General features: G+C 46.3%; 23 protein-coding genes. 16 read left to right on the forward strand and 7 right to left on the reverse strand.

Going from position 1 to position 26244, the window contains the following annotated elements; translation table 11 throughout:
• Nucleotides 1-6: 6 nt before the first annotated feature.
• The 10 genes from Q0110_RS01750 (at nt 7) to Q0110_RS01795 (ending at nt 9088) form a co-directional block, all read left to right on the forward strand.
• The gene (locus Q0110_RS01750; protein WP_297901430.1) at nt 7-1053 is read left to right on the forward strand and encodes a hypothetical protein; all 1047 of its coding nucleotides are present in this window, start codon (nt 7-9) and stop codon (nt 1051-1053) included.
• Between the two features lie 12 nt (nt 1054-1065).
• Entirely contained in the window at nt 1066-2382 is a 1317-nt protein-coding gene (locus tag Q0110_RS01755; RefSeq protein WP_297901433.1) for a hypothetical protein, read from the forward strand.
• Between the two features lie 6 nt (nt 2383-2388).
• Nucleotides 2389-3357: a hypothetical protein gene (locus tag Q0110_RS01760; protein ID WP_297901436.1), complete on the forward strand. Its 969-nt coding sequence runs from the start codon at nt 2389-2391 to the stop codon at nt 3355-3357.
• A 9-nt stretch (nt 3358-3366) separates the two neighbouring features.
• Nucleotides 3367-4263, forward strand: coding sequence for a M48 family metallopeptidase (locus Q0110_RS01765; protein ID WP_297901439.1), 897 nt, complete (start codon nt 3367-3369; stop codon nt 4261-4263).
• Nucleotides 4244-4816, forward strand: a complete 573-nt coding sequence (locus Q0110_RS01770) for a hypothetical protein (RefSeq protein WP_297901442.1) — start codon at nt 4244-4246, stop codon at nt 4814-4816. The genes Q0110_RS01765 and Q0110_RS01770 overlap by 20 nt, the downstream gene beginning before the upstream one ends.
• The gene (locus tag Q0110_RS01775; protein ID WP_297901445.1) at nt 4809-5375 is read left to right on the forward strand and encodes a hypothetical protein; all 567 of its coding nucleotides are present in this window, start codon (nt 4809-4811) and stop codon (nt 5373-5375) included. The genes Q0110_RS01770 and Q0110_RS01775 overlap by 8 nt, the downstream gene beginning before the upstream one ends.
• A 111-nt stretch (nt 5376-5486) precedes the next feature.
• Nucleotides 5487-5699: a hypothetical protein gene (locus Q0110_RS01780; protein WP_297901448.1), complete on the forward strand. Its 213-nt coding sequence runs from the start codon at nt 5487-5489 to the stop codon at nt 5697-5699.
• 98 nt (nt 5700-5797) lie between these two features.
• Nucleotides 5798-6478: a protein phosphatase 2C domain-containing protein gene (locus Q0110_RS01785; protein ID WP_297901451.1), complete on the forward strand. Its 681-nt coding sequence runs from the start codon at nt 5798-5800 to the stop codon at nt 6476-6478.
• A 313-nt stretch (nt 6479-6791) separates the two neighbouring features.
• Nucleotides 6792-7427 carry a vWA domain-containing protein gene (locus tag Q0110_RS01790; RefSeq protein WP_297901454.1) on the forward strand — a complete coding sequence of 212 codons (636 nt, stop codon included), beginning with the start codon at nt 6792-6794 and terminating at the stop codon, nt 7425-7427.
• 971 nt (nt 7428-8398) lie between these two features.
• The gene (locus Q0110_RS01795; RefSeq protein ID WP_297901456.1) at nt 8399-9088 is read left to right on the forward strand and encodes an SIMPL domain-containing protein; all 690 of its coding nucleotides are present in this window, start codon (nt 8399-8401) and stop codon (nt 9086-9088) included.
• Between the two features lie 225 nt (nt 9089-9313).
• On the opposite strand, the gene Q0110_RS01800 is transcribed toward Q0110_RS01795, so the two are convergent.
• The gene (locus tag Q0110_RS01800; RefSeq protein ID WP_297901460.1) at nt 9314-10588 is read right to left on the reverse strand and encodes a WG repeat-containing protein; all 1275 of its coding nucleotides are present in this window, start codon (nt 10586-10588) and stop codon (nt 9314-9316) included.
• 62 nt (nt 10589-10650) lie between these two features.
• Entirely contained in the window at nt 10651-11709 is a 1059-nt protein-coding gene (locus Q0110_RS01805) for a winged helix DNA-binding domain-containing protein (protein WP_297901462.1), read from the reverse strand.
• A 111-nt stretch (nt 11710-11820) separates the two neighbouring features.
• Here Q0110_RS01805 and Q0110_RS01810 point away from each other — a divergent pair, with 111 nt between their 5' ends.
• Complete coding sequence (locus tag Q0110_RS01810) at nt 11821-12420, forward strand: recombinase family protein (protein WP_297901464.1); 600 nt, start codon at nt 11821-11823, stop codon at nt 12418-12420.
• Nucleotides 12421-12473: 53 nt separating this feature from the next.
• Here Q0110_RS01810 and Q0110_RS01815 read toward each other — a convergent pair whose 3' ends face one another.
• Entirely contained in the window at nt 12474-14942 is a 2469-nt protein-coding gene (locus tag Q0110_RS01815; RefSeq protein ID WP_297901468.1) for a Smr/MutS family protein, read from the reverse strand.
• A gap of 15 nt (nt 14943-14957) precedes the next feature.
• The gene (locus Q0110_RS01820; protein ID WP_297901471.1) at nt 14958-16391 is read right to left on the reverse strand and encodes a PDZ domain-containing protein; all 1434 of its coding nucleotides are present in this window, start codon (nt 16389-16391) and stop codon (nt 14958-14960) included.
• A 218-nt stretch (nt 16392-16609) separates the two neighbouring features.
• Here Q0110_RS01820 and Q0110_RS01825 point away from each other — a divergent pair, with 218 nt between their 5' ends.
• The 3 genes from Q0110_RS01825 (at nt 16610) to Q0110_RS01835 (ending at nt 19026) form a co-directional block, all read left to right on the forward strand.
• Entirely contained in the window at nt 16610-17194 is a 585-nt protein-coding gene (locus tag Q0110_RS01825; protein ID WP_297901474.1) for a nucleotide exchange factor GrpE, read from the forward strand.
• A gap of 30 nt (nt 17195-17224) precedes the next feature.
• Entirely contained in the window at nt 17225-18379 is a 1155-nt protein-coding gene (gene dnaJ, locus Q0110_RS01830; protein WP_297901477.1) for a molecular chaperone DnaJ, read from the forward strand.
• A gap of 74 nt (nt 18380-18453) precedes the next feature.
• On the forward strand, nt 18454-19026 hold the full coding sequence (locus Q0110_RS01835) for a cob(I)yrinic acid a,c-diamide adenosyltransferase (protein ID WP_297901480.1): 573 nt from the start codon (nt 18454-18456) through the stop codon (nt 19024-19026).
• On the opposite strand, the gene Q0110_RS01840 is transcribed toward Q0110_RS01835, so the two are convergent.
• Nucleotides 19023-19868 carry a histidinol-phosphatase gene (locus Q0110_RS01840; protein ID WP_297901483.1) on the reverse strand — a complete coding sequence of 282 codons (846 nt, stop codon included), beginning with the start codon at nt 19866-19868 and terminating at the stop codon, nt 19023-19025. The two genes, Q0110_RS01835 and Q0110_RS01840, sit on opposite strands and share 4 nt — an antisense overlap.
• A 365-nt stretch (nt 19869-20233) precedes the next feature.
• Nucleotides 20234-21424, reverse strand: coding sequence for a glycine C-acetyltransferase (kbl, locus tag Q0110_RS01845; protein ID WP_297901486.1), 1191 nt, complete (start codon nt 21422-21424; stop codon nt 20234-20236).
• A gap of 180 nt (nt 21425-21604) precedes the next feature.
• On the opposite strand from kbl, the gene Q0110_RS01850 reads away from it, so the two are divergent.
• Nucleotides 21605-22558, forward strand: coding sequence for an NAD-dependent epimerase/dehydratase family protein (locus Q0110_RS01850; protein WP_297901489.1), 954 nt, complete (start codon nt 21605-21607; stop codon nt 22556-22558).
• Nucleotides 22559-22801: 243 nt separating this feature from the next.
• Here Q0110_RS01850 and trmD read toward each other — a convergent pair whose 3' ends face one another.
• Nucleotides 22802-23509, reverse strand: coding sequence for a tRNA (guanosine(37)-N1)-methyltransferase TrmD (gene trmD / locus Q0110_RS01855; protein ID WP_297901492.1), 708 nt, complete (start codon nt 23507-23509; stop codon nt 22802-22804).
• A 272-nt stretch (nt 23510-23781) separates the two neighbouring features.
• Here trmD and pheT point away from each other — a divergent pair, with 272 nt between their 5' ends.
• On the forward strand, nt 23782-26244 hold the full coding sequence (gene pheT, locus Q0110_RS01860; protein WP_297901494.1) for a phenylalanine--tRNA ligase subunit beta: 2463 nt from the start codon (nt 23782-23784) through the stop codon (nt 26242-26244).

Genomic DNA, 26244 nt, shown 5'->3' on the forward strand with positions numbered 1-26244 from the left:
AGGATTATGAGTTTTTTTGATAAATTTAAAGATAAGGCACATGCCCATTTGTCGCTGAATATCTGTATGCTGGGCGCCCGGGGAGTGGGCAAGACAACTGTACTGACGTCAATTTTCAACGATTCCCGTAGTAAGGACGGTTTTGCCCGGACTCGGATTTCGATGATGGCGAAACCGGAAACCCGGACGGAACTTGCCAAACACAGGGACAAGCTGCTGGAAGTGTTCAGCAAGCGGACGGACATAGCCGTCATTCCGCCGAGCAAGGGGGAACACATATTCAAGTTCGACTTGGGGCTTCTCGGCTGCACGCCTTGCGTGGATCTGACCGTAACGGATTATCCAGGCGAGAAACTGGAGCAGGAGCCGGAATACGTATCGGAGAAAATCCGGGAATCGGAGGTGGTGATTATCGCCATCGATGCACCTTATCTGATGGAGGATGGAGGGGCTTACAACGAGGAGAAGAACCAGGTGGCCTTGGTGACCAAATTTGTGGAAGACAATTTGGACTCGTTCGATGATAAGCTGGTGATGCTTGTCCCCCTGAAATGCGAGAAATACTTGGATTTGCTGGTGGAAGAAAGCCGTCGGAAGAACCGTTCGGAAGAGATGTTCCGCCTGATTTGTGACAAATTCTATATGCGGCTAATCAGTTTGTTGCAGTCGAAAGGGAAAGTGGCGGTTGTCGTCGCTCCAATCCTGACAGTGGGAGGCGTTGTATTCGACCGTTTCGTGTACGACGGGCAGATGCATGTTTCGAAATTCAAGTTCTACGATGGCATAACTGCAGATGGCGCGGATGCCAAATACTTTCCAGTTTTCTGTGCCCAGCCAATCATATATCTGCTCTCGTTTGTGGCGATGAAATATAAGCGATACCGCAACAAGGCGGGCTTCTTCGGGATGCTGTTACAGTCGGTGTTCGATTTTCTCGACAAGAACGAGGATTTCCTGGTCGAGATGGTGAAAGTGGATAAGTTACGCCTGAAGGAAGGTAACGGGTATAAAATGATCTGCGGGTCTAATTTGTTCTATTCAAAAAATGATTAATAAATTAAAGAGATGAGTTCTATAAATGTCATGTTATTTGGGGCGAGCCGTTCGGGGAAGACTTCCATCTTGTCGAGTATGCTGACGGTGAGCCGTACTTATTTGTCGAAGGATTACAACCTGCTGTTACAGGACAAGACGGATTATACTGACGGTAAGACTACGTTGAACGACAGCAAACTAGGTATGGAAAATTTGTTGAAGAAAGATTGGAGCCCAGAACCCAGGCTGGGGGACCTGACGGGTAGCCAACAACTTTCGGAATACCGGTTTCAGCTGACTATTACAAGTGTCCAAGGGGTGGATCCGTTGACTGTGAATTTTATTGATATACCGGGTGAGAACTTCAAACAGATACATCCAGCCTATAATCAGGTGTGTGATCTGGTGAAAGATTGTCAGATCCTGATGGTTGCCGTAGATACTCCCTCGTTGCTGTATACCGACAACATGCAGGACGCATATTACGATGAGGCATTGAATTGTGTAGAAGAGTTGAGGGATATGGTCAGCCTTTGGGGGATGAACCGGGGGAAGGAAGCCTTGAGGTTGCTGGTCTTTGTTCCTATCAAATGTGAATATTGGGTTCAGAAGAATAGGATGGACAAGGTTTACCAACTGATTGAGAAGGTTTATCAGGATCAGATAGCCATAACAGAGAATTTTTCGAAGGTAAAAATCATGACGATGCCTGTCGAAACCATTGGGGGGCTTCTGTTCGACCACTATACCGAGCCGGACCGGATGAAGATACTGGCGTACGATCCGGATAAAAAGGTGTTCCAGAAAGACATGGAAGACAACCGTAATTTAGTGGGGGATGGCGACCGGGATTGCATCCGTTGCGAAATGAAATCAGCAAATATCGTGACTTTGGGTAAAACCGGGTTACCTTATTGCCTGACAGGGAAAGACAGGCTGGTTGATGTACGGGAAATCCCGCGTCCTCCGTATTGTTTTAGGGAAGGCTACCCGATACCGTATGCTTGGTTCAAGCCCGTAGGGGAATACAAACCCGACAACTGCGACCAGTTGCTGCTGGAAATCATGAAATTCATGGTGCAGGACGCAGCTGCTATTGCCAACCAGAAAGTACGCACTTTGATAAGTGCCAGTAATTCTGGATCTTTGTTTTTGTTCGATTGTTTATGGAAAATAATTAGATTTATATTGAAGACGATTGGCATTCTTGGTTCTTTTAGCCAGGAAACTCAATTGGTGGCCATGTGCCGGGCTATTAGTAAAATGAAGGAAGACAAACGTTTCCTGGGAAAGTATAAGGTTATTTATAATAGCCTTGACCCGGATGGTTCAGATTTTAAATTTTAGCAGCGTATGAAGATTTATATAAATAAAAATTGCAATGGCTACCATTGGTTTGAAGGTGAACCTTTGGGGAAAGCCGGAAAATTGGAAATGCCGGAGGTAACGGTGTTGGGGAAGGCATCCTATTACTTGGATAAGTTATTCCTGTATGCCCAATACGAGGTGGTCCTGATAGAAAATGACAGATCCAGTGAGCCGGTCTATTTCCTTGCTATCAATAATCTCCCGGAACATCACCGGAAGGATACTTTCGGGAGGCCGCTCAATTTCCAACTGATTTTTGCAGGGGATAATCTGGGTGAAATCAGTAGGTTCTTGTTCGCCTATCTGTCCGGTTGGGAAAAGTTCGCGGAGGTTTTCTCACCGATGTTCTCGGCAGGTACGGTCAACCTGATTTGTGATTGCGACAGGCTGAATGCTTATTGGATGGATTTATCCGGCAGGAAGTTAAAAGAGTCTGCGGGGAAGATATTCAATCCCGGCAGGCCGGTAAAATTTATTTATACGAAAAGCCCCGAGACTATCAGTGAAAGATTCGGTTGGAACAAAAGTGACATCCAAAAGATAAATTACAAATCCTTGGACAGCTTTGCCGAAATGGAATTTTTCGAGTCTGGAGATAATGATGCGAAGGAATTACGTGACCTAATACAGAAATTGACAGCCGAGAACCAAGGTCTGGAAAAAAGAATAAAGGATTTGTGTTCCGAGAACGAAAGATTGGCAGAAGAAAACAAGGAGCTTAGGGCCGGACTTGGACCTGATTTGGACGGAATGAGGAAGTTGCAGGGCAAAATACAGGATTTAATGAGTAAAAGCCAAGCCTTGGTCGGAAAAGTAATGGAATCGGAAGAAAAAATAAAGTACCTACGTTCTGAAAATGAAAGGTTGACGGTCGGGAACGAAAAACTTAAGAAAGGCTGTATAATCGCTTTAGTTGTCGCCGTCTTATCCTTTTTTATGTATTTTTTTTTATAATGATAGATTATGTGTACACATTTATTAGGATTAGATTCGAAGATTTATGAACATCCGGAAGACCGGAAGACGTTGCAGGCACTGACTTCGATGAAAGGTTTTGACCATGTCGTAAGTGCCTTTTTGAACTGGACAGGGGTGAAGGCAAATTATGTGATTCATAAAGGCAGCAGCTACCATGTGACGGAAGATTCCTGCCCGGAACTTTTTCATTTGGTGAAAGAGGCTGCCTCTATCTTGGATGTGGCGGATCTTCCCCGTGTTTATTTGGAGTGGAATTACGGAATTAACGGCTATACGACTGGATACAAGGAAACGACAATGATGGTTCTGAATACGGGAGTAATCGATTTGATGAGCGATATGGAGCAGACTTTCGTTATCGGGCACGAATTGGGGCATATCAAAAGCAAACACGTCATTTACCATACGATGGGTTCTTTGTTGACGAATTTCATTAGTGAGGTTCCGATAATTGGTTTTATATCGGACAAATTATTTTCCATCGCTTTGATGCGCTGGTCGCGTATGTCGGAGTTTACGGCAGACCGCGCCGGATTGCTGGCTTGTCAGGATCTTGACGCGGCAATGAAGGCGATTATCAAGATGTCGGGGGTACCTGGGCGTTATTTCGACCGGATAAATGTAGATGCTTTCCTTCGTGAAGCGGAAGATTTCGAGAAGGAACTCTCCACGACCGATAGGGCTTGGGAGAAAGCGATTAACCTATTTTCCAATGACCATCCTTGGACGGTAATTCGCGCCCTTGAATTGAAACGGTGGGTGGACAGCGGAGCGTACGACCGGATTCTGGAAAACAACTCGTCGGTGATTTGCCGCGTATGCCATGGGGAGAATCTCCACGGAAGTGTAACTTGTGAATATTGTGGCTCTGATCTGGTGTAATATGCAACTTACCAACAACTCCAAAATAACCGTCTACGGCATCCCATTCTTAGGTGTGGAGGAACTTGTCTACCGTTTCCTGGAAGGGAAACCGAAGGAAGGGATCTATGTGGGAGGGGAACGGAAAGCGTACCCCTGTTTCGACAGTGAAGACTGGCAGTACGAGAATCGTTTTTACTGGAATTTCGTTTTTGCCCGTGATCTGGAGGAACTGAAGGCCAAAGTCGAGCGTTTGCGGGCGATGGAAGGACGCTATAGTTGCCGGAAGCTATGTTCGGACTTGGGGCCGATGGTGTATTGGGAAGGCGATGCCCACCACTTGATGGAGACGAACGGCAGCGAGGATATTGTCTATGTGCCTTTCCGGGGGCGTGTCGAACGCTTTGTCCCGCCCGAAAAGCCGCGGGAACATATCCCGAAAAGGGATTGTCCGAAGTCCGAGAAGGCAAAGCGGGCGGTGGAGGAAACTCCTCGCCCTCTGTCGCGTATGGACCGGCTGATGGCAGAACTGAGGAAAGATTATCTCATGAGTAAATATGGTTCGGATGAATAAGATTAGATCTCTTTATGTAAGGTGGCTGGTCCGGCGGGGAAAAGCGGTCGATATTTATTCGAAAGGGGAATATCCGGCGGATGTTTTGTCGAACCTGTGCGGGAATAAATTCGAGTTGGACGGCTTCCTGTGCGGTTCGATGGAAGGTTTTTTGCAGTCGCTGAAATATGCCGATCGGCAGGTACAACATCAGGTATGCCAGATGAAAGGCCGGAAAGCCAGGCAGAAGAGCACGAATACCTGGAAGGTAAAGCAGCAGGTGTTTTGGAATGGCGAAGTGATAGAGCGCAACGGAGCTTCGTTCCAGCTTCTTTTGCGGAGGGCTTACCGGGCGATGTTCGACCAGAACGAACGATTCCGGAATGCCTTGCTTCTGACACGGGGAAAGCAGCTTTTCCATACAAGGGGAGCGGCTGATCCTTACAAGACGATTCTGACGGAACAGGAATTTTGCCGGATATTAACGGAAATCCGTGATTCGGTGGACAAAGTGGTCGAGTCGGCTGACGGCTGGATGTGTTACCGGAAGCGATGCCCATTCCGTGTTTTTTGTAAATAAATATGTAGCGTAAAATAAAAAAGTGGGTTTATTTGTTTTTAGCCTATTGGCTCCTTCCCGCTGCCGCTCAGGAAAACTTGAGAGACCGGATGAGAACGTATCCTCTTGCTCTTGGCTTCGGAACGTGGTTACCCCTTGGCGAAAATCAACTATGCCGTAGGCCGGGCAGAGCGGCTCCCGGATTCGGAGTATGAAAAGTGGCTGGAAGAAACCGCCCCTCAGATACCGATGGCTTATAATTTGCTGGGTAAGTTTTATTACGACCGGGGTGTGGCGGAAAACGACCGACATTTGCTGGAAAAAGCCAGACATTGTTTCGAGTAGGCCGACAAGTACGCCTGCCTGAGTACGGAAAGCGCGAAATGGCTACAATGTATTGCAAAACATCTGGCTAAGTTTCAAGGATAGACATTGAATGACTTATGGAAATAAGATATATTACATTTACAGAAAAAGGTATACGAGCTATCAATCAGGATGTCTTTAAAGTTATTACCTGTCCGGATCAGCATAAGACATTGTTTATTGTATGTGACGGCATGGGCGGTCATGCTATGGGTGATGTCGCAGCACAGACTGTATGTGAAGCCATTGCATCTTATTGGGAAACTAATCCGCAGGAGAATGATGGTGATATCAAAGTCAAAGCTGCCTGCTATGCGGCATCATCGGCTATGGATAAGCGTGCTGACAAATTGAATTGTGTTGAAATGGGAACCACTTTGGTATTGGCAAGCATAGAAGGTAATAAAGTGACCATCGCCCATTGTGGTGACAGCCGTTGTTATCTGCTTCGTGGTGGTGACGTGGTTTATCAAACGAAAGACCATATCGAACTTAGCTTTGGATGGGAAATGGTAAGCAAATGTTTTTTCTCTTATCGCCCTGAAATTGTCCGGCCAGATATAGAACAATTTGAATTACAGCCAGGCGACAGAATCTTTTTATGTTCCGATGGAGTGTATAAAACGATCGCTCCGGAAATTTTGACAGCCAGATTAATGGATAACAAACCCTTGGAGGATGTTGCGGATGTGATAAAGTTCTTGTGTGAGAAAAATTCCGACGACAACTATACGGGGATTTTGGTGCAAACAGGTTAAAACAACTGTAGAATATTGTGAGCATTACACCAAATATTTCTTATTCCCCGGAGGGCATCGGTTGACAAAAGATATGATTCGGGATTATGTAATACTTATTATAGAGCAACAACGCATTATCATTAAATGAAGTATCGGCTATTCAAAATCTCGGATAATTGGGTATATAGTTTATTGTAAAGTTTTTCTCTTTCTCCTGTTGTCAACGCTCAGATTTAAGGAATGGTCAGGCTGTTAAAGCTGGATGAAGAAGTAGTGGTTGTAACGGAAAAGGAAGTATGTTAAAAATATTAAACAAAATATTAGCAATTCAATGAAGATAAAAGTTTTTAATCTTATCATTCTCGACGAGAGTGGTTCGATGCAGAGCATTAAGAAAGAAGCTATTGACAGCGTGAACGAAACTGTACAGACTATTCGTTTCGCCGAAAAGAAGAACGAAGACCAGGAACACTGTGTGTCGCTCGTCACGTTCAATGACAACATAAAGACCGTATATGATTGCGTTCCGGCCAAAGATGTTAAAGAAGTTACGGCAGAAACTTACCGTCCGGATTGCTGCACGGCCTTGTACGATGCCATGGGAATGTCGCTCAATGCCCTTCGTCTCAAAGTGGCAGAAGATGATCGAGTGCTTGTGACTATCGTTACCGACGGCTGTGAGAACTCTTCGCAAGAGTACAATGGTAAAGCGATTAAAGCATTGGTGGATGAGTTAAAAGGCAAAGGCTGGGTGTTTGCCTATATCGGAGCTAATCAGGACGTAGAACAGGTAGCTGCGACCATTTCTATCACCAATACAATGATATTTCATGCCACATCTGAAGGAACCAAACATATGACACAGCGTGTAAACAGGAGCAGAGAAGGTTTCTTTGCCCGTCTGTCTAGTAAATGTTTCAATGCCGTGGAAGAGAACGAACATTTCTTTGATGATGAAAACGAATAACAACACTTATAAAATCAATAAGTCATACGAAAGATATTTATCCTGTTATGTTGTGCCTTGGCATTGCTGTTCCAAACTCGTGCGAGCGGCATATGGATATTGGTAACAATCTTGTGACTCAAGATGCAGTTGATCTGAGTTTCAAAGTCGGCAAACTCGTCCAACGGGTCAGAAATGGAGAAGTCGAAGCTTACAATGCTCTGACGGCTGGCTACCATGATAGTGTGAAACAAAGTTCATTCAACATGATGTCAATATATATGCTTTTGGCGATAAAAAAAACGGCAAGGACATCGACGATGTATTAAAATCGTTAAACCCGCATTCACCTTTACGCTCGTTGACGGATGTATTGAGTCATGTCTGGGTTGAAGAAGCAACTTAGGAATAAGTCGCAAATTTCTGCCCATTGTAAACAGAATATTTGCATCATCTATCTATTAAACACTAAATAGTAGCTATTCACTTACATCGTGTCAATAATTAGCTCAATAAGAACTATAATTAAAAACGGAATTTATAACGTATGGTTATGCGGAAACAACGGTGCAAAGTCCGCATGGATACTGAACATCAGCCGGACCACCCATGTATGAGAAGTTGAGAAAATACGGCATCATCTGACGGGTGGGAAGTTTCGTTGAGAGGGGGGGGAACAGACTCCTCTCAACGGCATTTTTTAGGATAGTAAAAGTCAATAATATTGCTTTTATCACCTGTAAATCTTATATTCGCATTACGAAAAAGTTCTTTGAATATATGCAGAATGGAATAATCGGTTGAATTTCGCTCGTTTCTAGAATGTTACCTGTGATCGGTAAAATAATTAATAATTGTTTTATTTTCAGATAGATAGAAAACATGTTGTGTTTCGCCACATATGCCTGCGGAGGGTGGAAATCCTCTTTCTACCGATGCATAAACAGGGGAGGTAAAAAAGTAGAATCGAAATAAATTAATACAAGATGATCATGAAAACGAAAGTCATATTATCGGCTATTATGATGTTTGTAGCGTTTTCGTTACAAGCGCAGACAAGCGAACGCTATATTGAGGTGACCGGTACGTCGGAAATAGAAATCGTACCGGACAAGATCCATTATATTGTTGAAATCCGTGAATATTTCGAGGAAGAATTTGACGGAAAGTCTAAGCCCGAAGAATATCACACCAAAGTACCCTTGTCGCGGATAGAGCAAGGGTTAAGGAAAAATCTTGCCGAGGCAGGTATTCCGCAAGATGCGATCCGTACACAAGAGATTGGCGACTATTGGCGAAAACAGGGACAAGACTTTTTGGTATCCAAGCAATTTGACATTACACTGACCGATTTCAAACAAATAGATGAAATAGTTGGGCGCATAGACACCAAAGGCATTAACACGATGCGCATCGGTGAGTTGGAGAATAAAAATATGTTGGCATATCATCAAAAAGGAAAAATAGACGCGCTAAAAGCGGCGCAACGGAAAGCCGCCTATTTAGTCGAAGCATTAGGCAAGAAGTTGGGTGGCGTTATTCGTATCGTAGAGGGAAATAATATGAACGACATTTCATTTGCGCAAAGCAATGTCATGTCCTCCAATGTGGCTTCGTTCGACAGTTTTCGTACGATAAAGAAAAATTATTCCATGCTGGTACGGTTTGAGATTGTAGACTAATAAATTGTTGCCGTATGACAGGCGAGGTAAAAACATTAAGATCCGTACAGTACTTTCTGCGAAGTACTGTAGTACTTCAGGCATAGTACTCCGGTACTTTGAGCAAGGTACTCCATATTTATTCGTCACAAAAAAGCGGGTCGTAGAAACCATCCTTTTGTATTATCGATATGGCAAGTGATGCGGGTTGGCAACGAGGTGAAGAATCGTCTTTTTCGTGATCCTTTAATTTGTGGAGGTGGATAATCTTTGGCCGTGTTTGTTTATGTAAAACCATTCCTCGAACTCGCCGGAGGACGTAACTTTTGTTTTACCGTTCTTGAATGGGAAAGCGAACTTGAATTGAGGTTTGATAATTACGACGCCCGATGTGTCGGCAAACCCGATTAACCCATTATCATCTGTTATACGGAAAAGTCCTTCTTCGACATAGTCGGCGCCATTGTCGTATTTGAATACATTAAACAACTTACGTCCATTCGTATCTACGCAAACAATTCTTGCGTCGGTTTTATTCTCGTATACAAATCCTATGGTCCGTATGGTATCCGTATGGCAGAATTTGTATTTGCCATACGGGATGATGGTGTCTCCGCGTTCATTTAGGTAACAAACCGGAACACCTACTTCCAAATGTGCCTCGGTTGTGTGTGCTATTAAATATTTCTCGTAAATCGGCATTACGAAGCGTGGATATTCCACCGTATATCTACCGTTGATAAACAGTGTTTCCCATGGGTAAATAGATTTCAATGTTTCCTTAAAAGCGACTGCCAGCGGATGATTCCCATCCTTTATCTCTTCTCGTGAGGGGCGGATAAAAATAGCATATACGTCGAGATCTAGTAAATGTCCGTCATTTGTCATTTGAAAATTACCGATGAAGAAAGAAAGCCGTTGTCCTTTATATTCGGGAAACTGCTTCCAAGGGAACCGTTTGATAATCTCGTCTTGCGCCTTAGATAGATTCAGGCCATCGTTCTTGTAATTGTGATAAATGTCTGATTTCAGAACTTTGCCATCTTTCATTCTCATCACCATCTCTGTTGCCATATTGCGATCGAAACCAATATGTACATATCTCACAAGATCACCCTGCCCGGCCCGGAGCTCGCCGCTGAACCAACGAGCCGGAATCTCTCCATCCTCATAATAAGAGACAAAGAGTTTTTTCAATGCGTCCGTGTTGTAAACCAATGTGGAGTCTTTCTGGCTTGTTTTGTCATACACGCGGATTTCCATGCGTCGCAGATAAAGATAATCATGCCGTATTTCCCAAAAAGCGGTGTAGCCATTCCAGTTGGCGGTTGACACACAATGATTCTCCGGAAGAAAATCTCTCAATCGCGCGTATAGGGTGGAATCTGTATCTATCGGCTTCGCCATTAATCTCCATTCTTCGCCATTGATATAAATAATATCATCCGATAGCCCTGTTGCCTTTATTTGTAAAAAGATAAACGAAAACAGAAGTATGATAGAATATTTATTTATGCGCATAAGCTTATCTTTTTTTCAAGATGAGTAATTAGTTACCTCTATAAATACCGGGATAAATATATTTATGGAGAAACCATGTAAAAAGCGTTTATTTGCGTTTCAGCCTCCCGGATCAACCCGGCAGGAATACGAGGCTTTTTCCCGAAAAAACTCATTTCTATTTGAGTGGTATTTTTTTTGACGGAACGGCTCCAATTGCCTATTATCTCTCCATCATATAAGATAACCGGATAGAAGGTGCCGAACCGGTTGAACGCTCTCGGATGATGTTCCAAAGGCAGTACATCCGTTCGGTTTTTGTAGCTGATCAGATATTCATCGAAAGAGGGGAGGAAACGCAGGACGGGCTCGCTTTTATGCTTCCCCTTCCATGACTGATGGATGAAATATTCGCGGGAACCCGATGTCTCGACCATTAATTCCTCCTGGATCAGATTTATGGCGAGCTTACATTCGGTGGCGGTTAGCCCGGACCACCAAACGAAATCCTGCAATTGGGCAGGGGAGTGGCTTTGGAAATATCTGGAAGCCAATCTCGCCAGGGCCTCCTCCCTGCAAAGCTCACGGGCAGGAGGTACACGTTCGTCTAATAAAGCATAAGTCGTTTTTCTCCCTTTGTCGATCCCGTTACAAACGATGCCTTCTAGCTCGCCCCATGTCAGGAAGAGATTCGCGTGATTTGTGGTAGGCAGGATTCCTGATTTTTCCAGTTCCACCGTTATTTCCTGTTTGGTCAGGCTTTTATGGCCTTCCAGGATCTTTCCGATCAGATCAAGGCATCTTGTGAATAGGGATTGTTCTATCTGCCCGAAATGTCCCTTGGCGTATGACATGACAGCGGCCTTGATGCGTTCGGAAGATAGCATAAGCATCCACCGGATGTCCTCGGCCGCCACGAAATGCCATGTGGGACGCATCACGTGGGTACGCAGTATCTCGCCTTTGCGCAGAGACTCGTTTACCTTTTCAAGGGTAGAGGATCTCAAGCGGACTCCGATCGCCCATTTGGCCATCTCATATTCTTGCGCCTGGATAGCGCCCATCCAAGAGATCAGTTCTTTGGGGGTCTCGAACCGGGGATGCTCCAACTGTTGGCTGGCTACTCGTATATGCTTTATCATAATATATGGATATAAACGCAAATGTACGAAATAAAGCGTTAAACATCCCATAATCTTATAGATATACTCATTCTTTTTGTATTTTCACGTTAGAAATAATTAGTGAGATTTATGACGATAGCGTATTTAAATGTGGCTACAGACCGGCAATACTTGGATATTCAAAGGGAAGAGATTGCCTCTTTTGCTTTGGACAAAGGTATCCGTGTGGATAAATGGGTCATGGAAGTATCCGGGGAGAAGGCGAAACTACCGGGGCCAAAGTTAAAACTTGTTCTCGAGCGTTTGAAGAAAGGGGATGCCTTGATCGTATCGGATATCACCCGTTTGTGTCTTACCTTGTATGAGTTGATGAGGATACTTACTGTTTGCATGGAAAGGGACGTGACGGTATATTGTATAGACGATCGTTATATATTCGATGACCGGATGGATCGCCAATTAATGATTAATATCTTTAAACAGGTAGACGAGATTGATCACGGCCTGGTCTCTATACGTACAAAAGATGCCTTGGAGCAGGTGAGAAGTTCGGGCAAGCGGTTGGGACGGCCTAAAGGCTCGGAATCCAAGTTGTTTTTCTTGGACTCCCATAAAGGGGAGATCATGGATATGTTGGAACGGGGAGAGTCGGTGGGATCGATCTGCGAGCATTTCAACGTCTCCAAGAACACTTTTTATAAGTATAGGAAGAAATTTTTCAGATCATAAGGATTGGTGTCAAAACCAATCCTTATGTTTAGGGGGGATAAATAGTGTCATGCTTAATCGAACTCGACGACAGTGATGCCTGCGCCTCCAAATTGCACGTGCTCGTCTTGGAAACGACGTATGCCGGGAACCGTGCGTAGATAATCCCGGATTAACTGGCGCAAGATCCCCATACCGGTTCCATGTAAGATGCGAACCTTGCTTGCCCCGACTTGGATGGCATCGTCAATAAAATAGGTCACGCTTTGCAACGCCTCGTCACCTCTCATACCCCTGACATCGATTTCTTGCTTGAAGTTTATCTTCTTCTCATGCATATCATCGGAGGTCTGGGCGCTAACGAACGTACTTTTCTGGATTTCCCGCTTGATCTGGCCCTTGCTTACCTTCTCCAGTTGCTCCAGCTTAACCGTGCTTTTGATCATTCCGAACGCTACGACCGCTTGCTTCCCTTGTAGTTCCATGACGGTCCCGGCGGAAACCTGTCCTTTAAGGCGTACATTGTCTCCGATCTCTATCACGTCTTTATTGAATACAGGCTGGGTCGTGACCTTTTGTTTTTGCCTTTTCCGCTCATTTCGCTCCTTGAGCTTCGCCATCTTGCGTGCGATCTTATCATCCTCTTCCTCGGTCGCCATTACGGAGCTTTTGAATTCCTCCAAAGCTTTGCGGGCCAGTTTGGTCTGCTCTTTCTCTGCCTGCGCCTCCTTGATCTCGCGGATCGTATTCTCAATTTTTGCGTTGGCCTCCATAAGGATACGTTGGGCCTCGGCTTTCGCTTCCCGGATAATTTCTTTCCGTTGTTTGTTTACGGCCTCCAGATCTTGTTCGTAACGGGAGGTGATGTCTTCCAGTTTTTTCTCCCGTTGGCGGATATTCTGCCGTTTGCTTTCCCAATAACGCTTGTCGCGGACGATATCTTGCAGGTATTTGTCCATATTGATATAATCTGCCCCGACATTCGCGGAAGCGTCGGCTATCACGTCCTCGGGCAATCCGATCTTGCGTGCGATCTCTACGGCGAACGAGCTACCCGGATTCCCGATGGATAACTTGAACAGGGGTTGCATCAAATGACGATCATACAGCATGGCTCCGTTTACGATACCCTCTGTATCCTCGGCGAAATGCTTTAGGTTCTGGTAGTGGGTCGTGATCACGCCAAAGCTATGATTCCTGTTGAAACGATCCAATAAGGCCTCGGCGATAGCGCCGCCGATCTGAGGTTCCGTACCGCTACCAAACTCATCGATCAGGATGATAGTCCGCTCGTTGCAATTCTTCACGAAATGCTTCATGTTGGTAAGGTGGGAGCTGTAGGTGCTTAAGTCGTTCTCTATGCTTTGCTCATCTCCGATATCGATGAATATATGCTCGAAAATACCGGTTCGTGAACGTTCGTGCAAAGGAATCAGCAAACCACATTGTAGCATGTACTGAAGTAATCCGACCGTTTTCAAGCAAACAGATTTACCGCCTGCGTTCGGGCCGGATATGATCAGGATACGTTTTTCCTCTGTCAGTTCGATATCCAAGGGAACCACTTGCTTACCCTGCTTTTGCAGAGACAGGAATAATAGCGGATGTATGGCATGTGCCCAATCCACTTGCCGTTTATCTTCCAAGATCGGCTTGATCGCTTTGATTTGCTCCGCGAATAATGCTTTCGCGCGAATGAAATCGATATCGGCGAGAAATTCATATGATCGCAGGATATCCGGGGCTAAAGGCCGGATTATGTTTGTGAATTCGGTCAATATCTTAATGATTTCCCTACGTTCTTCCCCTTCCAGTTCCCGGACACGGTTATTTGCTTCCACGACAACCTCCGGCTCGATAAAGACCGTCTTACCGCTGGCGGACTCGTCGTGCACGATGCCTTTTATCTTTCGTTTGAAAGCCGGGGCTACCGGGATCATCAAGCGTCCGTCGCGCATGGTAGGAGCCACGTCCTTATCGACAACCCCGTCCGATTGTGCCGCACGGAGGATGGATTGCAGGCTGCGGGAGATACCGCTCATCGTAATTGTCATCTCCCTGCGGATCTGCGCCAGGGTAGGGGAAGCGTTATCCTTGACTTTGCCAAATTTATCGAGGATGCCATCGATCTTTCCGGTCAACTGTGGAAAGACAAAAATATCTCCCGCTAATTCTGTCAAGGCCGGATATTTGATTTCCTCATCGTCCATGGGCTTGAAGAAGCGCACGATGTCATTGATGGTTTGTAGGGAGCGTCTTAAATCGAACAACTCCCGCTCGTCCAGCCAAGTACCTTCCGGGCGGATGCGTTTTAAAGAGTAACGTACGTCGAAGAAGTAGTTGGCGGGAAATTCCGTATCACCATGTAGGATACGGATGAACTCGTCGGTTTGCTCCAATCGCTTGGATACGACCTCGAAATCGGAGGAAAATCCCATCTCCGCTACCCGCTCTTCCCCGAGCGGACTTAAACATTTTTCTGTAATTAGGTGACGGACTTTATCAAATCCCGTCTTTTGTTCAAAATTTTGTGGGTATATCACGTGTTTGTAAAATCTTTATTTAATCTCTACCGTTACTTCAGAGCGAATGGTAGGACGGATGATTACTTCTTGTTTTGTCTTACCGCGCTTTATATTAAACGTACAGGCATTATTGCCGGATGGATTAATATAAGGAGCGAAATAATATAAGTAAGAAAATGCCGGCAGGTAATCGGAATTTTGCGAAGCATCCGCTACTTGGGGATATTTGAATACATCCCAGAGCATGCAATACTTAAAACCGTTCGCATCCGTAAACATTGTCTTCGGATTACGATATTGCATCGTATTCGTGATGAAACGTTTATACGCGGAAGAGAACTCTTCTGCCGAGTGATTCATCTTATGGCGACCGATTTTCTCTATGATGTCGCGGGGGCGAATACCCGCCGCGTAGGCGGGGGAGTTACGGTCTACGTCTGCCACTAGTTCTAATTTATCGATATCGTAGCTAATTCCCGTGTAATTATAAGTTTTCTTGTCCACCTTGAACGGCACGTTACGTCCATATTTAACGTAGGGGTATTGCATACACATTAACGGTACATGTACCCGGGCGTATTCGTCCAAAAGATAGGAGTCTTCCAGCAACTCGTTCGCCTCGCATTCCCAGAGTATACGTCCGGGAACATCCTTTTGATCGATGATACGGATACCGAATTGCAATAGATATTCGGCTTCTGCCTCGGCGGCAGAGTAACTCAAGAACGGGAATTGCTCCATCTTGCTATGTGAGAAGTTATAACGGAAAGTCGGCTCTTTCTCTACCTGTACCTTATTCGCTCCCAGATAGTTCGGGTTCTTATCGAAAAAATAGAAAGTCTGTATCAATAGATCCGGCTTTACGATATCTACCGTAAGTCCTTTTTTTGTCAGCTCGTTCTCGATGCATTCATTTATGACCGTTTCCAGTTTGCGATTATTCTCATCGATAGTAGAGAAAGCGAATGTCTTGAAATTGCCGAAATCCACGCTATCAGAGGTCACGGTAGTCTTGAACGGACATACGAATTCTTGCTCATTCGTAGTCTCCAAGCTATACATCGAGTAGGCTGAAGCCAGTTGATCTTCCGTGATAGCGTTGCTTTTCTTGCAATCCTTTTTTACCAATACTTGCTTGGATGACGAAGAAAGGTTGCTGATGGTCAATAAGACATCGTTTCTGCCCGCGGGGTTCAGCAATTGAGGAATCTCGTCGACAGATACCTCTGTTACAGGTACGCCGTTGATCTCCTCGATCACATCGTATTTTTTGATACCAGCTTGCTCGGCGGAAGAGTAAGGGATGACACTTTTTATCACCGGCTTGTTGTTTCCCCAATTCTTGCTTTGACTGATATCGTATGTGAAACCTAGTCGGCAGATAATAGATGTATTCTTGTTTTGGGCAGAAACCGTAAAGGCCGCCAATATGAGTAGCAACGTTGATAAAATTATATTTCTTGTCATATACTGGATTTTTATTTATTCTAAAAAATACCTGTCTTGTCTAAAAACATTGGCAAAGGTAAAGATATTTTTGATGTAGTGGAATAGTTGGCAATATATTTGCAGCTATAATAGTGTATGAACCTGATATAGATACTGTATATATATCTTTCAATGATATTTATGTGGTACTGTATTTTGCTTACAATTAGTTAGTAACGAAAAAAATAATATAGATTATGAGCAAGATGAATCCAAACGAGAAAAAAGAAAGCGCTTCAAAAAATGAAAAAGTAAATAATGAGGAAGCGACAAATTTGCAGGAAGAACAGTCAAATACGGCAGATGAAACCGTGGATTCTGACAATATGTCGGGTGAGCAGGAAGATTGGCAAAAAAAATATAATGAATTGAATGATTCCCACTTACGCTTGATGGCAGAGTTTGACAATTACCGTAAGCGCACGATGCGTGAGAAGGCCGATTTGATCAAGACCGGCGGCGAGAGCGCGTTAAAGAACCTTCTTCCCATTATCGATGATTTCGAGCGTGCCTTGCAAAACGTCCGTACGGCTGAGGACGTAGAGGCCGTTAAAGAAGGCGTGGACTTGATCTTCGGTAAGTTCATGGGTTATCTGTCTCAGCAGGGCGTGAAACCTATCGAGGCTGTAGGCAAGCCGTTCGATACGGAGGAATTTGAGGCTATCGCTACGATTCCCGCTCCGGAACCCGACATGAAGGGAAAGGTGTTGGATTGTGTGCAAACAGGATATACCTTATTCGACAAGGTAATACGTCACGCGAAAGTAGTAGTGGGAGAATAATCGGAAAATCGGCAAATAACAAATACAAGGATGGCTAAGAGGGATTACTATGAAGTGCTGGGCGTTGGGAAAAATGCCTCGGCAGATGAGATAAAGAAAGCGTACCGCAAGAAGGCGATACAATTCCACCCGGACAAGAATCCGGGCGATAAGCAAGCGGAGGAGAACTTTAAGGAGGCGGCTGAGGCATACGACGTGTTGAGCGATCCGCAAAAGCGTCAGCGTTATGACCAGTTCGGCCATGCGGGTGTCGGCGGGGCTTCACAAGGTGGTGGCTTCGGTGGCGGTATGTCGATGGAGGATATCTTCTCCCAGTTCGGTGACATCTTTGGTGGACATTTTGGCGGTTTCGGTGGCTTTGGCGGTTTTGGCGGTTCTCGCGGAGGACGCCGCGTGAACCGCGGATCGGATTTGCGCGTGAAAGTGAAACTGAACCTGAAAGAGATCGCTAACGGGGTGGAGAAGAAGATCAAGGTGAAGAAATATGTGCCTTGCTCACATTGCCACGGTAGCGGAGCGGAAGGATCGGATGGCGCGAAGACGTGTGATACGTGTAAGGGTAGCGGTGTCGTTACCCGTATCGCCAACACGATCTTAGGGCAGATGCAGACGCAGACGACTTGTCCTACCTGTGGTGGCGAGGGTAAGGTCGTTGTGAAGAAATGTACGGAGTGTAACGGGGAGGGAGTCGTTCGCGACGACGAGATTATCACGATCAACATCCCTGCCGGTGTAGCCGAGGGCATGCAGCTCTCCATGAACGGCAAAGGCAACGCCGCGCGGCATGGCGGAATCAACGGCGACTTATTGATCTTGGTCGAGGAGGAGCCGCATCCTGAGTTGATTCGCGACGAGAACGATTTGTTGTATAACTTGCTGTTGAGTGTCCCGCAAGCTGCCTTGGGAGCCACGGTGGAGGTCCCGACCATCGATGGGAAGGCGAAATTGAAGATCGAGCCGGGTACGCAGCCGGGCAAGGTGCTTCGTTTGCGTAACAAGGGGCTTCCTTCCATCAATAGCTATGGTACGGGCGACTTGTTGGTGAACGTGAGCGTATATATCCCTGAGACTTTATCGTCTACGGAGAAAGAGACGCTGAACGGTTTGGAGAATTCACCGAACTTCCAGCCTAATAAGACGATGAAAGAGAAGATCTTCAGTAAGTTTAAGCACTTCTTTGATTAACGAATAGAAAAGACTATTGTGTTCGTATGAGAACACGGTAGTCTTTTTTTTATAAGCCATAAAACGAGTTTCTTATGAGAATATATACCCGTGGAGGAGATAAGGGAAAGACCGGCATACATGGCGGTGAGCGTGTCGATAAGGATGACATCCGTATTGAGGCGAATGGGACGCTGGATGAGTTGAACGCCGAGATCGGCATTGTCCGCTCGTTGCTGTCTCCCGATCATGAGTGGCAGGCGTTGCTGGGCAGGATACAACGGGAGATGATGACCGTGATGTCTCATGTGGCGACTCCCTCGGCGATCCGCGACAAGAACCCGAATCCGCTTCCCGATGATTTAGCCGCCTTTTGTGAGTCCCAGATCGATGATCTGTCTGCCCAGATGGAGGATAACGGGTATTTTATCCTTCCGGGAGGCACGCCTGTATCCGCGCACCTCCAATTGGCTCGTACGATAACCCGTAGGGCCGAACGCCGTTTGTGGACATTGAACCGGAAGGACCCGCTTCCCGCCGGAATCATGGCATTCGTGAATCGTTTATCGGATTTGTTCTTTATGATGGCACGTTATGACCTGTTTCGCCAAGGGAACGCTGAGGAACGCTGGCAATCTTTCCTTTATAAACGGAAAAAGAAGTCTTAGAAGGCAATATCTTGCCATTCGCCTTTTACAAGCTCACGGGTAGACTTGAAACCGGCTTGTCTCAGTAACTCGAAAGCTTCCGTACGACCGTCGTTCACCAAATCCGGATAATGGCAATCGGAGTTTACCATGACCGGGATATTCATCTCCCGCATGCGTGAGAGGTATTCCACACGGGGATAAAGCTCTTTCTTTTTGGTCCAGTTCTTGGTGTTGACCTCCACCATCAGTCCTTTCTCCTTTACCAGATCCAGGCAAGCCTCGAAAGGCTTCCGGTACCAATCTTCCTCAAAATTGAAAATCTCATATTTCTGTCCGTTCATATAGATCTTGTCCATATGCCCGACGATATCGATGCCTCCGGTCTCTATCATTTTCATCGTGCTATCGAAGAAACGCCTCACAAGTAACCGGACATCTCCCTCGAAATGACGTTCCACGGAGTGGGCGTATTCCCTGAACGAACCGTCTATGCAAACCATGTTCTTTTCGGCCAGATGCTCTGACATGGGCAGGAAATGGATCGAGCCGATCCGGTAATCCAAGGGTAACTCTTGGAAATAGGGGATAGAGGCGTTGTAGGTCTCATCCAGATAATCAATTTCTAGTCCGACATATATTTCCAGTTGATCGCTGTATTTCTGTTTCAACCGTTCTATTTCTTGCAGATACTCCGGCATATCGTCTTTAGACATATTCCAGCAAGTCTCGAACGGAAGCGGTGAGTGGGAGGAAAAGCCGTACGCACGGAACCCATGCGCTATGGCGAATCTCACGAAATCTTCCGGAATGCTTCTTCCATCACAAAAAGTACAATGGCTATGGTAGTTACTGAGTTGCATGATCGTTTTGTAGCTATATAGGGTTTTATTTTATATTCTTGGGTATCGTGATATAGGGAGCTATGGGAGAGTTTACGACGGAAGGTCTATTTTCCGCTGAACTGTCGGTGTAGCCCGCGAGTCGATTAAGACGTTGGCCGGTATCTCCTAAAGCGGCGGTATTGTTTTACCGAGGCCCGCCTCACGATAATGACGCATTATGATATAGATCGAGACTTGCGAAAGAGAACCATTTTACTTCCATGCTTAGTCCTTGCTTAGTCCTTGTTATCAAATGTAGCCATTTCGTATTGCATTTTGGGAAAAGGCCACATCCAGAGATCATCGTGCCCGGATGTGGCCTTATTGTATGGATGGGAAAGGTGTTATTTGATAACGCCTAGCTCTTTTCCTACCTTGATAAACGCGGCGATAGCCTTGTCTAGATGCTCCGTCTCGTGGCCCGCGGACAATTGTACGCGGATACGGGCTTGTCCCTTCGGTACTACCGGGTAATAGAAACCGGTTACGTAAATACCCTCTTCCTGCATCTTGGCGGCGAAATCTTGAGACAACTTAGCGTCATATAACATAACGGCGCAGATCGCGGATTGGGTCGGCTTGATATCGAAACCGGCAGCCAGCATCTTGTCGCGGAAGTAGCTTACGTTGCTCATTAATTTCGTATGTAAAGCGTCGCTCTCCTTCAGCATCTTGAACATCTCCAAGCTTGCGCCCACGATAGCCGGGGCCACAGAGTTAGAGAACAAGTAAGGACGGGAACGCTGACGTAACATATCGATAATCTCTTTCTTACCGGTAGTGAAACCTCCCATGGCGCCACCGAACGCCTTACCCAGCGTACCTGTGAAGATATCTACACGTCCGTAGACATCGAATTGCTCGGCTACGCCGTGGCCCGTCGGTCCTACGACACCGGCGGAGTGAGATTCATCTACCATGACCAGCGCGTCATATTTCTCGGCAAGCTCGCAAATCTTGTCCATCGGGGCGACATTGCCGTCCATGGAGAATACGCCGTCCGTAGCGATGATACGATGACGTTGGGCCTGCGCCTCTTGCAGGCAACGCTCCAAGTCCGCCATATCGGCGTTGGCGTAGCGATAACGTTTAGCCTTGCATAGACGGACGCCGTCGATGATGGAGGCGTGGTTCAAGGCATCCGATATGATAGCGTCTTCCTCGCCGAACAACGGTTCGAACAAACCGCCGTTAGCGTCGAAACATGCGGCATAAAGGATCGTGTCTTCAGTCTTGAAATAGTCGGAGATGGCAGCTTCCAGTTGCTTGTGCAAATCCTGCGTTCCACAGATGAAACGAACGGACGACATACCATAACCGTGTGTATCCATGGCTTCTTTCGCGGCCTTGATCAGTCGTTGGTTATCAGACAGGCCAAGATAGTTATTGGCGCAGAAGTTCAAAACATCACTTCCGGCATTTACTTTGATGTCGGCTCTTTGCGGCGTTGTAATGATACGCTCGTTCTTGTATAAACCCGCGGCTTTGATGCCTTCAAGTTCATTTGTCAAGAATTCTTTAAGTTTCCCGTACATAAAAACTTCGTTTTTTATTAGTATTATAGATGTGAGTAGTAGCTTCGTTGTCAAAGCGACAGACAAAGGTCTGTTTTTTTTTTGAATTTTAATACTAAAAAAGAGAAGAAATTCATGTCTAAACTGTTTTATTCTCTATACCTTTGCCGCTGGAAAAAAACTTAAATCTCATTAAACGCGATGAAGAATATATTAGTAATTGGTTCTACCGGTCAGATCGGATCAGAGTTAACCATGAAATTAAGAAGTATCTACGGTGGGAACATAGTAGCGGGTTATATCCCGGGTGCGGAGCCTAAAGGCGAGTTATTAGAGTCGGGGCCTTCCGCGATCGTGGATATCACGAACGAGCAGCAGATCGCAGAGACGGTATCAAAGTACAATATTGATACGATCTATAATTTGGCGGCTCTTTTATCGGCTGTAGCGGAGGCAAAACCCCAGTTGGCGTGGAAGATCGGAATGGGCGGCTTGTTCAATGTGCTTGAGGTAGCCCGTGAGATGCACTGCGCTGTATTTACGCCAAGCTCTATAGGCGTGTTCGGCAACAACACCCCGAAAGACAAGACTCCTCAAGACACGATCCGCAACCCTCGTACGATGTACGGCGTAACGAAGGTATCCGGAGAGTTGTTAAGCGATTATTATAATATCCGTTTCGGCGTGGATACGCGTTCGGTTCGTTTCCCTGGATTAATTTCCTATGTAACGCCTCCGGGTGGCGGAACGACGGACTACGCTGTCGATATTTACTATTCGGCCGCCAAGGGAGAGAAATTCGTTTGCCCGATCGCCGCCGGTACTTTCATGGATATGATGTACATGCCGGACGGCCTGCGTGCCGCCATCGAGATCATGGAAGCGGATTCTACGAATTTCGTGCATCGTAACTCATTCAACATCGCCTCGATGAGTTTCGATCCGGAGATCATCTTTAATAATATCAAGAAATACGTGCCCGACTTCCAGATGGAGTATGAGGTAGATCCTCTGCGCCAGGCTATCGCCGAGTCGTGGCCGAACTCTTTGGACGATACGTGTGCCCGCGAGGAATGGGGCTGGAAGCCGGAGTATGACTTGGATGCCATGACAAAGGATATGCTATCTAAACTGAGAGAGCGTTTCAATAAATAAAATTTGATGAGAGTATGGGGGTGACTGTAGTTATAGTCACTTACGTTTTACATAGACCGGGGCATCATCGTGATAGATGATCCCCGGTTTTTTATTTTATCCTGACGTTCGTAGAAAATACGATAATCCGAAGATTATTTGAGTATTTGTAATGGCATGATAATAAGTGTATTAAGAATGCCGCCATGCTTCCTCAAAAACATGTACGTGTTTTTGTGAAAAGTCGTACGTGTTTTTGTAAATTCATGTACGTGTTTTTCCGGAAGCACGCGGGTCGGGTTCCAATAAATCCGGCCGGAGGCGTGCGGTACGCTCTTGCGCCTGTTGCAAACGCCACTCGTCGATCTTGCGTTGATGTCCGGACAATAAGATTTCCGGTACTTTCCACCCTTTGTAATCGGCCGGGCGGGTATAGACGGGAGGAGCCAGCAGGTTGTCTTGGAAAGAGTCGGAAAGGGCGCTTTGCTCGTCGCCGATCGCCCCGGGGATCAGGCGCACCACGGCGTCGGTTATGATAGCGGCGGCCAGTTCTCCTCCGGTAAGGACATAATCTCCGACAGATATCTCTTTCGTTATCAGATGCTCGCGGATACGATAGTCGATGCCTTTGTAATGCCCGCAAAGGATAATCATGTTATTCAATAAAGACATGCTGTTGGCCATCGGTTGGTTGAGGGTCTCGCCATCCGGGGAGGTATAGATCACCTCGTCGTATTCCCGTTCGCTCTTCAACGCGGAGATGGCCCGGTCTATCGGCTCGATCTGCATGACCATACCGGCCTCGCCACCGAACGGGTAATCATCCACCCGCCGCCATTTATTGGTGGTATAATCCCGTAAGTTATGCAAATGAATCTCGGCTAATCCCTTGTCTTGTGCCCTTTTTACGATAGAGCAATTAATCATTCCCTCGATCATCTCGGGAAGCACGGTAAGTATATCTATACGCATAAAAATAGTTGTAATATTTAAACCTTCCGCGAAAATACGTCATTATTTTCGGATAGCCTCATAAACCCTTCTCAAACCAAAGGTGGCCGTAACTAAATTCGCTCAGGTCTGTTCGTGACGTGATTGCTTATCAGGTCGTGGATGAAATTTGGGGCGGTTGTCCTGATTTCTTGAAGTTCACTTGTATCGTTTGAATTATTATTCGTACTTTTGTCCGTCAATTTGGCGGCTGTTGGTATGAGCCGTCTCTTTAGGGAATAAATTTTATAACGATGAATATATCTTACAATTGGCTGAAAGAATATCTTGATTTCGATTTAAAGCCAGAAGAAGTCGCTGCGGCGCTTACCTCTATCGGCTTGGAGACCGGTGGAGTAGAGGAAGTTCAAACCATTAAGGGCGGACTTGAGGGATTGGTTATCGGCGAAGTGCTGACTTGTGAGGAACACCCGAATTCGGACCATTTACATATTACGACCGTGAATGTAGGTGGCGAGGCTCCTCTGCAAATCGTATGCGGTGCCCCGAACGTGGCGGCCGGGCAGAAGGTAGTCGTAGCCGTGAACGGCACGAAACTGTACGATGGCGATGAATGCTTTACCATCAAGAGATCCAAGATACGCGGCGTGGAGTCTAACGGCATGATTTGCGCCGAGGACGAGATCGGTATCGGTACCGACCATAACGGCATTATCGTACTCCCCGCCGACGCCGTGGTAGGTACGTTAGCTAAAGATTATTATAACGTGAAGAGCGACTACGTGTTGGAGGTAGACATCACCCCGAACCGCGTGGATGCCACTTCGCATTTCGGTGTCGCTCGCGATTTGGCCGCGTACTTGAAGCAAAACGGCAAGCCTGCCGAGCTGAAACGTCCTTCGGTAGACGCTTTCAAGATAGACGACGAGACGCCGGGCATAGAGGTCGTGGTAGAGAATACGGAGGCCTGCCCCCGTTATTCCGCCGTTACGATCAAGGGGGTTACGGTGAAGGAGAGCCCGGAGTGGTTGCAAAATCGCTTGCGTGTGATCGGCCTCCGTCCGATCAATAACGTAGTGGATGTAACGAATTTTATCCTGCACGAATTGGGGCAGCCTTTGCACTCTTTCGATGCGGGTAAGATCAAAGGAGATAAAGTGATCGTCAAGGTAGTCGAGGCGGGTACGAAATTCGTCACGTTGGATGGCGTGGAACGCACGTTGACCGATCGCGACCTGATGATCTGCAACACCGAGGAACCGATGTGTATCGGTGGTGTATTCGGAGGCTTGGATTCCGGCGTGACGGAGGAGACCACGGACGTGTTCTTGGAATCCGCTTGTTTCCATCCTACGTGGATACGTAAGACCGCCCGTCGTTTCGGCTTGAACACGGACGCTTCTTTCCGTTTCGAGCGCGGCCTGGACCCCAACAATACGATGTATGTGCTGAAGCGTGCCGCGTTGTTGATACAGGAGTTGGCAGGAGGTAAGATCACGGGTGCCGTACAAGACGTTTACCCTGTGGTAGCCGAGCCGTATACGGTTGAGGTAGCCTACCGGAAGATTAATACGTTGATCGGTAAGGAGATCCCGGCAGAGACCGTGAAAAGTATCTTGGCTAGTCTCGAGATGGAGATCGTAGCCGAGACCGAGGAAGGGCTGACTTTGCGTGTTCCCGTATACCGTATCGATGTTCAGCGTGATGTAGACGTGATCGAGGATATTCTTCGTATCTACGGATATAATAACGTGGAGTTCAGCGATAACGTGAAATCCAACCTAAGTTACCAGACCCCGACGGATCGTAGCTGGAATTTGCAGAACTTGATCTCTGAGCAACTCTGCGGTTGCGGTTTCAACGAGATCATGAACAATTCCTTGACGCGTTCCGCCTATTATACGGATTTGTCTGTTTACCCGGAAGCTCATTGTGTCATGCTGATGAACCCCTTGAGCGCCGACCTGAATTGTATGCGCCAGACCTTGTTGTTCGGCGGCTTGGAGAGCATCGAGTATAATATGAAACGTAAGAATGGCAATATCCGTTTCTATGAGTTCGGTAATTGCTATGATTATAATGTCGATAATAAGAAGGAGGATGAGACCTTGGCCCAGTTTAGCGAGGACTACCGTCTAGGTATCTGGGTTGCCGGAAACCGTGTGGAAAACAATTGGGCGCATCCAAACGAGAAATCTTCCGTTTATGAGTTGAAAGCCTACGTGGAGAACATCCTGGCTCGCTTGGGAGTGGATATGAGACGCGTGATATTCGGTAACTTGACGAACGATATCTATTCATCGGGGTTAAGTATCACGACCGGTTCCGGGCGGCAATTGGGTACGTTAGGTATCGTAAGCAAGAAACTTCGTAAGATGCTGGATATCGATATGGAAGTTTATTACGCTGAGTTGTCGTGGACACAATTGATGAAGGAGATCAAGAAGGCGAAAGTAACCTTCTCCGAGATTTCCAAGTTCCCGGCTGTTAAGCGAGACTTGGCTTTGCTGCTCGATAAGAGCGTACAGTTTAGCGAGATAGAGAAAATAGCGAAAGATAGTGATCGGAAATTATTGAAGGAAGTCTCTCTGTTCGATGTTTACGAGGGCAAGAACCTGCCGGCAGGCAAGAAATCGTATGCCGTAAGCTTTTTCATGCAAGATGAGAGCAAGACTTTGAACGATAAGCAGATCGACGCTATCATGAAGAAGATCCAGACGAACCTGGAACAAAAGCTGGGTGCTCAATTGAGATAA

Source organism: uncultured Parabacteroides sp. (assembly GCF_947855115.1).
In the GTDB taxonomy this organism is placed as follows: domain Bacteria; phylum Bacteroidota; class Bacteroidia; order Bacteroidales; family Tannerellaceae; genus Parabacteroides.